The 13,601-nt window shown below is 66.5% G+C and carries 17 protein-coding genes; 5 read left to right on the top strand and 12 right to left on the bottom strand.

Going from position 1 to position 13,601, the window contains the following annotated elements; translation table 11 throughout:
* Positions 1-26 precede the first annotated feature (26 nt).
* Both BJF85_RS28985 and BJF85_RS14545 read left to right on the top strand, forming a co-directional pair.
* Positions 27-512, top strand: coding sequence for a hypothetical protein (locus BJF85_RS28985; protein ID WP_210971085.1), 486 nt, complete (start codon positions 27-29; stop codon positions 510-512).
* Complete coding sequence (locus tag BJF85_RS14545; RefSeq protein WP_075848175.1) at positions 509-2,452, top strand: hypothetical protein; 1,944 nt, start codon at positions 509-511, stop codon at positions 2,450-2,452. The genes BJF85_RS28985 and BJF85_RS14545 overlap by 4 nt, the downstream gene beginning before the upstream one ends.
* A 77-nt stretch (positions 2,453-2,529) precedes the next feature.
* On the opposite strand, the gene BJF85_RS14540 is transcribed toward BJF85_RS14545, so the two are convergent.
* From BJF85_RS14540 to BJF85_RS27365, 3 genes are all read right to left on the bottom strand, one after another.
* Positions 2,530-3,309, bottom strand: a complete 780-nt coding sequence (locus BJF85_RS14540) for a hypothetical protein (protein WP_369822181.1) — start codon at positions 3,307-3,309, stop codon at positions 2,530-2,532.
* 14 nt (positions 3,310-3,323) lie between these two features.
* Positions 3,324-3,782 carry a hypothetical protein gene (locus tag BJF85_RS14535; RefSeq protein ID WP_187346919.1) on the bottom strand — a complete coding sequence of 153 codons (459 nt, stop codon included), beginning with the start codon at positions 3,780-3,782 and terminating at the stop codon, positions 3,324-3,326.
* Between the two features lie 276 nt (positions 3,783-4,058).
* A complete protein-coding gene (locus tag BJF85_RS27365) occupies positions 4,059-4,316 on the bottom strand; it encodes a hypothetical protein (RefSeq protein WP_139320633.1) in 258 nt (85 codons plus the stop codon).
* A 478-nt stretch (positions 4,317-4,794) separates the two neighbouring features.
* On the opposite strand from BJF85_RS27365, the gene BJF85_RS14530 reads away from it, so the two are divergent.
* Positions 4,795-5,259: a DUF4383 domain-containing protein gene (locus tag BJF85_RS14530; RefSeq protein ID WP_139320632.1), complete on the top strand. Its 465-nt coding sequence runs from the start codon at positions 4,795-4,797 to the stop codon at positions 5,257-5,259.
* A 105-nt stretch (positions 5,260-5,364) separates the two neighbouring features.
* Positions 5,365-5,595 (top strand): hypothetical protein, encoded by a 231-nt coding sequence (locus tag BJF85_RS14525; RefSeq protein ID WP_075848235.1) that lies wholly within the window; start codon positions 5,365-5,367, stop codon positions 5,593-5,595.
* Between the two features lie 130 nt (positions 5,596-5,725).
* Here the strand turns inward: BJF85_RS14525 and BJF85_RS14520 are convergent, their stop codons facing one another.
* The 4 genes from BJF85_RS14520 to BJF85_RS14505 all read right to left on the bottom strand — a co-directional run bounded on the left by BJF85_RS14520 (position 5,726) and on the right by BJF85_RS14505 (position 8,817).
* Positions 5,726-7,234 carry a DASS family sodium-coupled anion symporter gene (locus BJF85_RS14520; RefSeq protein WP_075848167.1) on the bottom strand — a complete coding sequence of 503 codons (1,509 nt, stop codon included), beginning with the start codon at positions 7,232-7,234 and terminating at the stop codon, positions 5,726-5,728.
* Positions 7,235-7,424: 190 nt separating this feature from the next.
* On the bottom strand, positions 7,425-7,691 hold the full coding sequence (locus BJF85_RS14515; RefSeq protein ID WP_075848165.1) for a hypothetical protein: 267 nt from the start codon (positions 7,689-7,691) through the stop codon (positions 7,425-7,427).
* A complete protein-coding gene (locus tag BJF85_RS14510; protein WP_075848163.1) occupies positions 7,688-8,146 on the bottom strand; it encodes a hypothetical protein in 459 nt (152 codons plus the stop codon). The genes BJF85_RS14515 and BJF85_RS14510 overlap by 4 nt, the downstream gene beginning before the upstream one ends.
* Positions 8,143-8,817, bottom strand: coding sequence for a DJ-1/PfpI family protein (locus BJF85_RS14505; RefSeq protein WP_075848161.1), 675 nt, complete (start codon positions 8,815-8,817; stop codon positions 8,143-8,145). Before BJF85_RS14505 ends, BJF85_RS14510 begins: the two co-directional genes overlap by 4 nt.
* Positions 8,818-8,966: 149 nt before the next feature.
* On the opposite strand from BJF85_RS14505, the gene BJF85_RS14500 reads away from it, so the two are divergent.
* Positions 8,967-9,905, top strand: a complete 939-nt coding sequence (locus BJF85_RS14500) for a GlxA family transcriptional regulator (RefSeq protein WP_075848233.1) — start codon at positions 8,967-8,969, stop codon at positions 9,903-9,905.
* A gap of 19 nt (positions 9,906-9,924) precedes the next feature.
* Here the strand turns inward: BJF85_RS14500 and BJF85_RS14495 are convergent, their stop codons facing one another.
* The 5 genes from BJF85_RS14495 to BJF85_RS30185 all read right to left on the bottom strand — a co-directional run bounded on the left by BJF85_RS14495 (position 9,925) and on the right by BJF85_RS30185 (position 13,598).
* Positions 9,925-10,653: an MIP/aquaporin family protein gene (locus BJF85_RS14495; protein WP_075848159.1), complete on the bottom strand. Its 729-nt coding sequence runs from the start codon at positions 10,651-10,653 to the stop codon at positions 9,925-9,927.
* A 122-nt stretch (positions 10,654-10,775) separates the two neighbouring features.
* Complete coding sequence (locus tag BJF85_RS14490; protein WP_075848157.1) at positions 10,776-11,528, bottom strand: SDR family NAD(P)-dependent oxidoreductase; 753 nt, start codon at positions 11,526-11,528, stop codon at positions 10,776-10,778.
* The gene (gene rpiA / locus BJF85_RS14485) at positions 11,525-12,286 is read right to left on the bottom strand and encodes a ribose-5-phosphate isomerase RpiA (protein WP_075848155.1); all 762 of its coding nucleotides are present in this window, start codon (positions 12,284-12,286) and stop codon (positions 11,525-11,527) included. The genes BJF85_RS14490 and rpiA overlap by 4 nt, the downstream gene beginning before the upstream one ends.
* Before the next feature lie 24 nt (positions 12,287-12,310).
* Positions 12,311-12,976: an HAD family hydrolase gene (locus tag BJF85_RS14480; RefSeq protein ID WP_075848231.1), complete on the bottom strand. Its 666-nt coding sequence runs from the start codon at positions 12,974-12,976 to the stop codon at positions 12,311-12,313.
* Positions 12,921-13,598, bottom strand: coding sequence for an FGGY-family carbohydrate kinase (locus BJF85_RS30185; protein WP_255375644.1), 678 nt, complete (start codon positions 13,596-13,598; stop codon positions 12,921-12,923). Before BJF85_RS30185 ends, BJF85_RS14480 begins: the two co-directional genes overlap by 56 nt.
* Between the last annotated feature and the right edge of the window lie 3 nt (positions 13,599-13,601).

The raw sequence follows: 13,601 nt of genomic DNA, 5'->3' as shown, positions 1-13,601 counted from the left end.
ACCACCAGATGCGAGTCCTCCTTCTGGTGACAGCCGTCGCTGGAAGCCAAGGACACGCCCGCAAACTCGATGGCCTCACCAAGCTCGCGAAGCTGGATTTCCTCGTACGCTACCCAGCGCTCGCACCGCGAGTCCTGGACAACCTGAATGCCGAGGACGAGCGGTTGCACATCCCGCAGGACGTCGACGCAACCGATGTCGAGGCACCGATGACTCGGTACAAGTACGGCCCCTGGGACGACCGCTACTACCCAGTTATCGGCGCTCTGGTCGGACGTGGCCTACTTCGCTATGTCACAGGCAGACAAGGCAGCGTCGCCCTCACGCCAACGCCCACCGGTCGCAAGCTCGCCGAAAGCATGGCTCAAACAGAGCCATGGCAAGAGATCAATGACCGTTGCCATGCCGTCGCGCAGGCAACCGGTGGTCTCACCGGCGCCGCATTGAAAGACCTCATCTACCGTCACCTGCCAGAAGTGATGGACCGTCCCCAACGGCAGGTCATTCGATGACAACACGATTCCGGCTCGACGCCGTTTCCCTGGACACCACCGAGGGAACGGTGACCTATCAGTTCCCCTTGGCTCTTACAGTGCTCGCTGGACCGGTCGGCGTCGGCAAGAGCACGCTCTTCGAACTGATCAAGTACGGGATTGGCGGTAACGGCGAGCTAGCTCCTGTCGCTGTCAACAACGTTCGGGATGTCACGGTCCAGCTCACGCTGGGCGATGAGCGCTTGACGCTCACACGCAGCCTCGATCCCACGAAGAAGAACACTATTCGCGTGGTCGACCGCATCACCCGAGAGCGATTGCCGGATCATTTCGTCAAGGATCGCGAACCATCGCTGAACACGTTGCTGCTCGGCGCACTTGGCCTGCCCACCGAAATGCGGGCTGCCGCACGAACTGCAAACACTACCAAAGCTGGAAATCGCATCACGTTCGCGGACATTTTCATGTTCATGTATGTCCGCCAAGCCGAGATAAATCGGGACATCGCATCTAGTCAGTCCCCTTACCGGGAGCCGAAGAGGAAAACTGTCTTCGAGCTGCTGTTCGGGCTGACAGACTCTGACATTCTCCAGACTCGTTCTGATCTTGCCGTGCGCAACGGTGAGCTGGACACAGCAGTCCATGACCATGAGGTTGTGCTCCAGTTCTTGCATGACAGCAACACGGCAAGCCGGGATGAAGCGGTCGCCGCACACGCGCAGGCCGCCGAGGCGGAGGCCGCGGCTGCAGCTGAGCTTGACACTCTTCGGCAAGCCGTTGACCCAGTTGTCGACCGCGAAACCCAGACTCTTCGCGACCTACTCGGCGAGGCCGAGCGCAGCCTGGCGACAGCCCGCCAGACCGCAATCGTTCTTGCACAGCAGCAAGTCGACTACGGCACAGAGCGCCGCCGGGTCATGCAAGACCTTGACCGACTACGACGACTGCATGACGCCGGTGAACGTCTTGCCGACTTCGAGTTCATGGTCTGTCCTCGCTGTATGCAAGACGTTCACCATCGGGATGTACCGACTGACCACTGTCGGCTTTGCCTGCAACCCGACCCAGTTCCGGCAGACCGGACTTCGGCTGCTGAGGAAAGCTATGAGCAGCGCCAACTAAACGATCAACTCGCCGAACTGGAAGAGCAACTTACGGGCAGTGCGGAGCAGCTCGTCGAGGCGCAGCGAGCGGCGGAGCACCGCCATGCGCTCGTGGACCAGCTCAGTGCAAAGCTAGATGAGCGAACTCGTGACCGGATCACGCCCCAGCTCCAGGCTTACAGTGACGCGTCCCAAAAACTAGCCGAAGCCCGTAGCCAGCAAGAGGCTCTTGATCGTGTGCTCTTCCAATGGGACCGTGCCGACGACCTGAAACTTGCCGCCGACCAGCTCAGGAACGAAGTGCAACGGCTACGTACAGCCCTGGAACTGGCTGAGCGACAGTTGGCAGAACGCAAGACTGAGATACTTGACGAGCTGGACGCTGAATTCGCAGAAACGATGGCTGCCATTGGGGTTCCTAGCGTTGAGCGCGCAACAATTAATCGCACGAGCTACCTGCCGATGCTCAACGATGAGATCTACACGAAGTTCAGCCCCGCTGGCGGCGTCCGCACTGCGACGCAGTTGGCGTACTGGCTGACATTGATGTCGGTCGCACTACGTCGCCGAGACACTGCCTACCCGGCATTTCTCCTGATCGACAGTCCTCGCACGTCGCTCAACAACAGCGACGACCTAGCAGCAGCTCTCTACCGCCGCATAGTGACTCAAGTTGATGCAGCGCAAGATCGACTTCAGGTAATCATCGGCGACAACGAGCTTCCTAGCGACTATCGCCGCGAATACGATCAGTTGGATTTCACATACGAAAATCCCACGATCAGCACTGTCGCCCACCCTGGCCCAGCGGCCGTCGAGCCCCTCAACTCCTCCACTACTGACGACGCCGAATGATTGCGTGCTCGACACGAGTCCCCAGCAATCACGAAGAGATGCAACCAGAGTGCTGCGAGGCGGCCCGCCATCCGCCGTCACACTTCCGCCTTGGCGAGCACCTCATCTTGAGCTGACCGTCCTTGCGAATCGGCTCGGATGATCTCCACGAGCAACCTGGAGCGGGCGGCGCCGATACGGAGCTTCTTCCGAAGCGTGTCCGCGGAGATCGGTCGCCGATGCGCATCCCAGTGGCGCGCGTCCTCCTCCCTCGCCCGCTCAAGCAGATCGTCATCAACCATCCTGGACGCTGGCCGACTGTTCTGTTTGCCCGCCGAAGCATCGGCGGGCTTCGTCTCGTCCCTGGCCGATTCCGGAGCCGCCTGGCTGGTAGCAGTCGGCTCGTCGGCGACCGGCGCCTGCACCAGTTTCACATCGTCGGGTGCTTCTTCGGCCGGCTGGCTTGCAGTGGTCAGCGCCCTCAGCAGATCCGGGCCGACCTCCGCCCAGCCGATCAGCAGCAACGGGCCTACGGCGTCGAACGCAGCCTTGCCATACTCGCCGGCTACGAGCGGATCAGCCACGTTCAATGCCAGGGTCACCACGCTGGCGAAGATCAGCAGTCGGCGGGCTGGCCGCAGTTGCGCTCGCGTCGCGCCCGCCAGGGCCAAGTGCCGACTGCCGAGTAGAAGCCCGAGGATCGAGAGATCGACAGCAGGTGCGACGAGTGGAGCCACCCAGATGGACACGTCAAGACGGAGCGCGAGGTTGAGGACGTTGCCGAAGCCGAATAGGAAGGTGAGGCCGACGACGACGCCCATGATCACGGTGACAGCTTTAACGACGGTGGTCGCGTCCGAACCTGATCGAACTGACATAGCTGCGGGCCGGGTCATCGAAGATCACCTGCTTCGACGCGCGGACGTCCGTGACTGTCTCGCGTAGGGATGCCGCGTTCACGCAGCTTGTTCAGCACCGTGGTGTGGTTGACCCCGAAGTGGTCGCCGACTCGCGCCAGCGACCAACCGAGCTTGTAGAGGTGGATGGCGTCGTCGACCTGCTCGGGCGAGAGGCCGCGGCGGCGCATCGGTACGCCGTGCCGGTGGAGGATATTGCTGACCGTTCGCCGTTCGATGCCGAACCGGTCACCGAGCTCGTACACCGTCGCGCCGGACCGGTAGTCAGCGATCAACTGCTCGACCTGATCGGCACGGAGTTGCCGGGCGCGGCGAGGGCGGTCGCGCTTGATCAAGGTTGGCTCGGGTGTATCGAGGCTGGGAAGCTTCTCGCGGAGCTCTTCTAGTGCTCTGACCTGGTCTTTTATGTTCGAGTAAGGTCCCCTAACCTCCACGCATCGGAGGCCCGTGCCCGCGGAGGGCACGGGCCTTTTGCGTTTCGCCGATCGAGTCTGGGGGCCCAGCCCCCAGGCCCCCAGGGTGCTTGCTCCTCGCCCTGCCGGCCCATCCCCTCGGGCACGAACCAGCCCGCACCGCCGTGTCAGCACCCCGCGTCGCCGTGTCAGCGTTCTGCGTCGCCGTGTTGGCAATCCACGTCGCCGTGTTGGTGGTTGCGCGCTGGTGCCTGCGTCAGGTGCCGCGCGCCGATCCCCGGTTGGTTTCGGTGCGCGTCAGGGGCTGCCAGCGGCGGGCGAACGTTGCTCCCGCCGCGACGGCGGCCGCCGCGGCGTGACCGAGCAGCGCCAGCCACCAACCGGTACCGGCAACGACATCCACGACCACACCCGCAACGGCGCCGAGCCCGAAACCGACCCAGCGCCCGCCACGCCCAGCACGAATGCGCGGCCGGGCGCCGAGCGCCCGAACAGCAACGCGGCAACGGCCACCAGCACGCCGATCGCCGTCACCGACAACGTTGGCATCAACATGCGCACACCATGCGGCCCCCGCCGGGACGCACACATCCGGGAAAGTCCCGACCCCGGCCCCGAAATCCGGTCAGGGCCTTCGCCTCCGCCGCGAGACCTGCACGCCGCACCGCGCCGTCCGCAAATCGCGTCGCAGCGAGTGTTCTGCGTGGTCGTGTTGTCCTGTCGCGCATGGGTGGTCGTTCACGCTCGGAAGTCTGTCAGCGTTGCGACCACTGCCGGCAACGCCGAACTCCGAGGTCGCCGAGCAGGAGGATCTTGCCATGCGAGCCCCGGCAGGTCGGTGTCTCGAGCGGATGGTCAGTCGGCGGTGCGGAGGCGTGTGATGACGGGCGCGTATGGGTAGCCAAGCGCTCTACGGCGGCCGGGGCCACCGGATGAAGTCAGAGATTCATCAGAATCGGAAAGCTCATGACCGGCGGGTTCGAGGTTCAAGAAGAGTTTCGTCGAAGGGTCGATTATGGAAAGGACAGGAGCCATGTCTGGACTTTCTGGACATCCGGTCCGCTTGGCAGCGACGGTGGTCGCGGGTGTGTTCCTGCTGGTTGGAATCCTTGGATTCGTCCCTGGTATTACCACCGAGTACGGCGGGATGACGTTTGCGGGACATGAATCCACGGCAATGCTGCTGGGGATATTTCATGTCTCAGTTCTGCACAACATAGTGCATCTGCTGTTCGGGGTCGTCGGGTTCGTGCTTGCGCGGTCCGATCGCAGCTCCAGGGTCTTCCTCGTGGGCGGGGGAGTCATCTATTTGGCCCTGTGGGCCTACGGCCTCGTTGTCGACATGGAAAGCGCCGCAAACTTTGTTCCGCTGAATACTGCCGATAACTGGCTGCATTTCCTGCTGGGTGTCGGGATGGTCGCACTTGGCGTCCTGTTGTGGCGCTCTGGGGCCGCTGTCCGCGCCGGTGCAGGCAGAAGTGATGCGCGCGGTGGGTGACCAGAATCGCGTTGTATGCCCGATTTCCGGGTGTGTGTCCGTAGGCTACGGAAAGCCCGGCGGGTGTGTCGAATTGAACGGTTCCATGTGACTGAGGAGGACGTAATGCTGACCATGCTGCGCCAGAAAAGGATCAAGTCGGAGCACATGTTCACAGCCGGGGTCGTTTCTATCGGGTTGAGTGTCGCCAGCTGGGCTGCGTCTCTGAATGCGGAAGAGTCAACCGCTCGCGCGGACCGGTGGGGAATTTTTGTTGGAGAGTGGGCGCCCAGCTTCTTCGCTCTCGGGGTGGCGCTGCGCATTGAAGAGGTCCGGGAAACCAAAAAGTTGGGATAAAGCTGCAGCGCGTCCGCGAGGCGGTGTCGGTCGTCGCAAGGGGATGGCCCGCGGCTCAGCGAAACTCGGAAAGAACGGGTGCCGCTCCGGTGTGGAAACCGGAGCGCACCCGTGGGCTCCCGTCGCAGGGTTACAGGCTGATGCCGAGGATCCAGCCGCCCAGCGTGTAGGTCGCCAGCGTGACCAGCACGATGGCCACGACGTTCAGCCAGACACCGCCCTTGATCATCTGGCCGATCGTGACGTAGCCGGAGCCGAAGACGATCGCGTTCGGCGGAGTGGCCACCGGCAGCATGAACGCGCACGTCGCGGCCATGGCCGCCGGCACGATCAACAGCATCGGATCCATCCCGAGTCCCAGCGCCACGGCGCCGAGGATCGGGACGAAGATGCTGGCCATCGCCGTGTTGCTCGTCAGCTCCGTCATGAACAGGACGATCACCACCGCGGCGGCGACGAACAGCAACGTCGGCAGCACCTCGAGGTTCGTCACCTGGTCACCCAGCCACGCCGCGAACCCGGTGTCCTCGAACTGCTTCGACAACGCCAGACCGCCACCGAACAGCAGCAGGATGCCCCACGGCAGCTGCTTGGCGGTGTCCCAGTCCATCGTCCGCACACCCCGCCGGACCGGCAGGATGAACAGTACGACCGCGACCGTCATGGCCACCACGCTGTCCGAGGCGTACTCGAGCCACGTGATCGCCGCGCCGCCCATGATCTGCTCGTCCGCCAGCAGCGGCAGCACGATCCACGCCAGCGCCGCACCGATGAACACGCCGAGCGCGTTCTTCTCGCCGCGCGACATCGGGCCCATCTCGTCGAGCTGCTCGCGGATCAGTTCCTTGCCGCCGGGAAGTTCCGTCAGCTTCGGGCGATACACCACCTTGGACAGCAAGAACCAGGTGATGAACAGGAACACGACCGCGACCGGCAGACCGAACAGCATCCACTGGCCGAAGCCGATGTTGATGCCCTGCTCGCTCAGATAGCCGACGAGGACGGCGTTCGGCGGCGTGCCGATGATCGTGCTCAGCGAACCGATCGACGCCGCATAGGCGATGCCGAGCATCAGCGCGGTGGCGAAGTTCGGATCGCCCTTGCCGTTGCCCAGTTGCAGCACCAGGCCGAGCACCGAGACACCGACCGGCAGCATCATCACCGCGGTGGCCGTGTTGCTGACCCACATGCTCAGGAACGCCGTCGCGATCATGAAGCCCGCGATCAGTCGGACCGGACTCGTGCCCACGAGCAGCACCGTGCGTAGCGCGAACCGCTTGTGCAGATTCCACCGCTGCATCGCCAGGCCCAGCATGAACCCGCCCATGAACAGGAAGATGATGTCGCTGGCGTAGGGCGCCGTGACGTCACTGATCTCCGCGACGCCGAACAGCGGGAACAACACCAGCGGCAGCAGGGCTGTCGCCGCCAGGGGAATCGCCTCGGTGACCCACCAGGTCGCCATCACGACCGCGATCGCGGCCGCCGCCTTGCCGTCCGCCGACAACGTGTCCGGCAGCATGACGTACAGCAGCGCCGCGAGTACGGGACCGAGACCCAGTCCCACCCACCGTCGTCGATTCGCGCCCGCGTCGGCCTCGTTGACCGCGGTCGCCGGCTCACTGCCGACCTGTGACATCGCACACCTCCCGATTCGGTGGGCGAAATCTACCGTGATCAGCGGCAGATTTGTCCCGTTTGTTGCGCCGTCGTTGTGTGAAATGTCTCATTGTCACGATCTTGACCGGCGTTTGTCCATATGCCAGCAAAAATTGGTCTACGTGACACGCGGATCGCGGAGACGTTAACAGAGGCGTACGGCCACGACGTCACCCCAGGCCGGCCTCCTTTCCCTGCTGTTCCAGCGCTTTCACCGCGAGCAGGCCGCCGACGCCCGGCACGAGCGCGAGGAGCCAGACGCGGTGCCGTCCGTCCATCACGAGCAGTGCGGCGATGACGGTGGCCGTGTAGGCGAGGCCGTGCAGCGGACCGGCGATCCCGGAGACGGCCGGGTGGTGCACCGTCATCAGGTTCGCCACCAGGACCACGAGCGTCGCGAGCTCGACGGCGGCGACGACGCGCAGCGGCCGGTTCACGCTCCGGCTCCCGTGGTCGAGCCCGGCCGGTAGATCATCAGCACGACCACCACCGCCCAGAGCAGGTTGAACATCCCGGTGTGCATCGCCAGCCGCCGACTGGTCCGGTCCACTGGGGATGCCCGCTCGACGGCCGTGATCGCGGCGCGCTGTCCCGGCAGGATCAGAGCCAGCAGGACGGCCGCGGCCGCGGCGGTGAGCGTCATCGACACGATGAGCCATGCGTCGGTCAGCACGCCGAGCGAGGCCCCGGTGGCGACACCGAAGACCGGAACGGCCACGCCAACCACGGCGTACACCCGCGTGATGCGGTGCAGGACGGGCGCGACGCCGGCATTGTCGCGGGTATCCGCGGCGGCCCGTACGGCGCGGGGGAACATGCTCGCCGCGATGGCCACGGGGCCGATCGTCAGGATCGCGGCGAGAACGTGCACCGACAGCAGGAAACCGGTCATGCGGGCCCGCCCGCGGTCAGCGGCGCGCGACCGGTGGCGCGCCAGGTGACGCCGCGCCGTTCGTGCTCGAAGAGCTCTTCGACGGCGAGTGCCACCCGGGGTCCGAAGTCGCGTTCGAGCAGGTACAGCCCCAGGTCCAGGCCGGACGTGACGCCGCCGGAGGAGATCAGGTCGCCGTCGTCGACCACGCGTGCCCGCACGGTGTTGGCGCCCGTGGCGGCCAGGGCGTCGCGCCCGAGCACGTGCGTGGCGGCGTTGCGGGCGGCCAGCAGGCCCACCATGGCCATGGCGAGCGATCCGCCGCACACCCCGACCACGGTGATGTCGGGGTTGTCGAAGGCCTCCCTCAGCAGGGGGGCGGCGTCGCCGTTGGCGAATCTCGCCAACAGTTCTGGGATGCTGTCGCCGCCGTCCGGTGTGGGCTCGGCGGGGCCGGCGGCGCCGGGGACGACGACGTATCCGGCCGCGCTCGGGTCGAGGGTGCCGGTGGCCGTGAGCGCCAGACCCGGCGTGCCGGGCTGCACCGTGCGCGGGCCTTCCGCCGTCACCAGTTCGAGGTCCGGACCACCTCCCATGGCGGCGCGGCCGGCCGCGAGGACCTCGTAGGGGCCGACGACGTCGAGCGGGTCGAATCCGTCGTAGAGCACGAACTGTGCGCGTGGCTGTGGCATGGGTTCCTTCCGTGTTCTCCGGCAGCCGGATGGCTGCCGGGGCCCATGCTTCCGCCCGTACGGCCGACGTCCCAGTGGCTCACAAGTCAGCTTCCGCCTGAATCCGGCCACCGGCTGGTCGGGCCTGTTCGGCGGGCTATGCTCGGGTGATGCACACCGTCGCCGTGCTGGCACTGCCGGATGCGATCGCCTTCGATATGGCCACCGCGATCGAGATGTTCACGCGCGTGCGGCTCCCGGACGACCGTCCCGGATACCGCGTCGTGGTCGCCGGCGACGACCGTGAGGTCGAGGCGGGTCCGCTGCGACTGGCCGTCGACGACGGTCTGGACGTGCTCGACCGCGCGGACGTGGTCGTCGTGCCCGGGCGGAACGATCCGTCGGTGCCGACGCCCGAGCCCGTCCTGGACGCCCTGCGCGGTGCCGTGCAGCGTGGCACCCGGGTGGCGTCGATCTGTGTCGGCGCGTTCACGCTCGCCGAGGCGGGCCTGCTGGACGGCAAGGACGCGACGACGCACTGGTTGGCCGCGGACCACCTCGCCCGCCGATACCCGGCCGTGCGTGTGGACGCCGACGTCCTGTTCACCGACAACGGTTCGATCCTCACGTCGGCCGGCGCGGCGTCCGGTTTGGACCTGTGTCTGCACATCGTCCGGCAGGACTACGGGACGGCGGTGGCCGCCGACGCGGCACGGCTCGCCGTCGTCCCGTTGCACCGCAGCGGCGGGCAGGCGCGCTACATCCTGCGCAACCGTCCGATGTATCAGACGGCCACATTGGAGCACGTCCTCGCGTGGATCGAGGAGAACGCGCACCGCAACCTCACGCTCACCGACATCGCGCGCGCGGCGGACATGAGCGTGCGCACGTTGACGCGGCGGTTCACCGCCGAGGTGGGCCAGAGCCCCGTCCAGTGGCTGGCCGGCGTGCGCATCCGGCATGCACAGGAGCTGCTGGAGACCACCGACCACACCGTCGACCGGATCGCCGCCCAGGCGGGATTTCCCACCACGAGCAACTTCCGCGCCCAGTTCGGCGCAACCGTCGGCGTCACACCCGGCGCCTACCGCAAGACCTTCCGACTGTGAGGTGACGGCATTTCCGACGTCAGGCCACTGCGGGCGTCACGTGGAACAGGAGCCCGGCCATCGCTCCGCCGATCAGCGGTCCGACGATCGGAATCCAGCTGTACGACCAGTCCGCGCCCCGGCGACGCCCCATCGGCAGCAGTGCGTACACGATGCGCGGGCCGAGATCACGGGCCGGGTTGATCGCGTAACCCGTGGGGCCGCCCAGCGACGCGCCGATCCCGACGACCAACAACGCCACCGCCAGCGGACCGAGGCCCGTCGGGGTGTTGCCGAACACGAGCACCACGTACACGAGGACGAACGTCGCGATGGCTTCGGTGACCACGTTCCAGTTCGGTGTGCGCAATGCGGGACCGGTGGCGAACACCCCCAACGTCGTCGCCTGGTCCGTCTCGGCGTCGAAGTGCTTCTTGTACGCCAGATACACCAGCACGGCCCCGAGCATTGCGCCCAGCAGTTGTCCGGTGACGTACACCGCCGCGTGCCACGGTGTCGCCGCGATGCCCGGAGCGAAGTCGTTGCCGGCGATCCAGATGCCGGCGGTCACGGCGGGGTTGAGGTGGCCGCCGGAGTGCGCCGCGGCGTACACACCGGCGAACACGGCCAGACCCCACCCGAAGTTGATCAGCAGCCAGCCGCCGCCGTACCCCTTCGTCGTCGCAAGGCTGACGTTCGCGCCGACACCACACCCCAGCAGCACGAGCAGTGCCGTGCCCATGGTCTCGGAAAAGAGAACACTCCCCATCGAGGCTCCTTCAGGTCGGAAAAGAGCGCGCGAAACCGCCGCGCACCGGTTGCCGATGCGCGTGACACAAGCTCCGTTGAAAAGGGATCAGGCGGCCGAAGCGCACGCTCGGGGAAGACGGTTCACCAGACGGTGTAGCCGCCGTCGACGACGAGGTCGGTTCCGGTGCAGAAACTGCTGGCGTCCGAGGCCAGGAAGGTCACGGCCGGGGCAATCTCACGTGGTTCGGCCACGCGGCCCATCGGCGTGCCGTCGATCCACGCCGCACGCCATTCCTCATTGTTCATCCCCCGCTTGGTCAACTCGGTGCCCACATAGCCCGGCGATACGGAATTGACTCGGACACCGCGTGCGGACCACTCCCCGGCAAGCGATTTGGTCAGGTGGACGACGGCCGCCTTCGCCGCGTTGTACGCCGACTGCGGCTGCGGGCGGTTCGCGATGTGTCCGCTCATGCTGCCGGTGTTGATGATGCTGCCGGATCCCTGCGCCAACATGCGCTTGGCCTCGGCGCGGCACGAGTAGAACACCCCGTCGAGGTTCACCGACATCACCCGGCGCCAGTCCTCGTCGGTCAGGTCCTCGCTCGGATGGTTGTGCACGATGCCCGCGTTGTTGACCGCGACGTCGATCGAGCCGGCGGTGGCCACGACCTGCTCGACGGCGGCGTCGATGCTCGCCGAGTCGGTCACGTCGGCGGCGACGAACTCCGCCCCCAGTTCCTTCGCTGTGGCCTCGCCGACCTCGGCGTTGCGGTCACACACGAACACGCGCGCGCCCGCTTCGCCGAGCCCCTTCGCGATCGCCGCGCCGATTCCTTGCGCGCCACCGGTGACCAGCGCGGTCCTGCCCTCGAGGGTGTACGGGTTCGTCATTTCGCCTCCCTGTTGGTCGTCGACGGGCGCGCCGACGGTGCGGTACTGACATCACGAATCTCGTGCTCGCCGGACGAGAAGCCGATCACCATCTCGTCGGCGATCCCGGTGAACAGGCCGTTCTCCACCACTCCCGGGATCCAGTTGAGCTGCCCGTCCAACGCGACGGGGTCGAGGATCTTCTGCAGGTGCGCGTCGATGATGTAGTTGCCGCTGTCGGTCACCACCGGCTCGTCGCCGCGCATGCGAAGCGGCAGCTCCGGACTCTGGTAGCCGAGCTTGTCGAGCAGCCGGGCGACCGACCTTCGCGTCGATTCCCATGAGAACGGAACGACCTCGATGGGCAGCGGGAACGCACCCAGCGTGTCGACCACTTTGGACTCGTCGACGACGGCGACCATCCGGTCGGAGGCATCCGCGACGATCCGCTCCCACAACAGGCACGCACCGCCGCCCTTGATCATCGCGCCGTCGTGGTCGATCTCGTCCGCTCCGTCGACGGTCAGGTCGAGTCGTTCGACCTCGGCCAACGTCGTGAGTGGGACACCCACCTCGAGCGCCAGATCCCTCGTCGAGGTGGATGTCGGCACGCCGACGACGTTCAGACCGTCGGCGACGGCCTCGCCCAACTTGCGCACGAACCAGTGCGAGGTGGTGCCGGAACCGAGGCCGAGGGTCATTCCGTCGGCCACGTAGGCGTCGATGGCGGCGGTGCCCGAGACCACCTTGGCGACGTCCTGGGATGTGCGTGGTTCCATGAGTTTCCCGTCTCCGTCGGGGTGTCAGGTTCGGTGGAGCAGTTCGTCGAACTGCTCGATGACTGCGTCGCCGACACCGTGCTGGCCCCATGCGACGTGTACGTAGTCCACGCCCGTGCGTCGTGCGGCCTCTTCGTCGATGGCCGTGTCGCCGACGTACAGCGCATCCGCGGGCGACACCGACAGTCGGTCGAGCGCGGCCTGCAGATGTCCCGGGTCGGGTTTGCCGGCCGGCACCTCGTCGATACCGACGACGGTGTCGACGAGCGCGCCGAGTCCGGTGCCCTCCAATACCCGATGCGCCAGCCCGGACCGCTTGTTGGTGCACACGCCTATGGCGACGCCCTCGGCGCGCAGTGCCGCGAGTGCGTCGAGCGCGTCGCGGAACACCGTGGTCTCGGCGGCCGGATCAACGGTGTAGGCCGCGGTGTATTCGGCCAGCGTCCGATCGACGACCGCCTCCTCGACGCCTGCTCGGTCCAGGACCGATGCCGAGCCGTCGACGAGCGCGAGCACGGCGGCGACCAGTTCCCGCGCGCCCCCACCGAGCAGACCGCGCACCTGGTCGGCCGTCACCGGCGGGAGCGACTGCCGCGCCAACGCGACGTTCAGCGACCTGGCGATGTCCGGTGCACTATCGACCAGGGTGCCGTCGAGGTCGAAGACCGCCGCCTTGTACGACCGCGCCATCACGCCTCCGCGGTGGCGTAGAGCGGCCGGAGTCCGTCGTACAGTGCGCGGTGCCGGGCGAAGACGGTGTCGTAGGTGCGGGTGGCCTCCTCGTTCGGGACGAACGTGCGCTCCACGCGGACGCCTGACACGGCCTCGTCCAGGCTGCTCCAATAGCCGACGCGACGCCGGTTGCCAACGCGGCACCGTATGCCCCGCCCTCGGTCGCACCGGTGACGGTGACGGTCTCCCTGCCGAGGACATCGGCGAGCATCTGCAACCACAGTGTCTCGCTCGTGGCGCCGCCGGAGGCGACGACGCGGTCGCACTCCAGGCCCGCCTGCCGGCAGACCTCGAGGATCTCGCGCATGTTCAGCAGGACCCCTTCCAGCACGCTGCGGGCGAGATGCCCGAGGTGATGCATCGGGGTGAGGCCGACCCAACTCGCCGACGCCTCGGGCGCCAGGTTGGGGGATCGTTCGCCGAGCAGGTACGGCAGGAACAGCACTCCCTCGGCACCCGGCCGGATGTCCTTGGCCAGGGCGACGAGCTTCTCGAACGACACGGGGTCCGCGGTCGCCACCGGGGCCAGTGCGTCGCGCAGCCACTGGAACGCGCCACCCGCGCTGAGCGATACACCCATGAC

It is taken from the genome of Saccharomonospora sp. CUA-673, from assembly GCF_001942305.1.
GTDB lineage: Bacteria > Actinomycetota > Actinomycetes > Mycobacteriales > Pseudonocardiaceae > Prauserella.
Note: the sequence above shows the minus strand (reverse complement) of the source record. Positions and strands in the feature narration are given on the sequence as shown.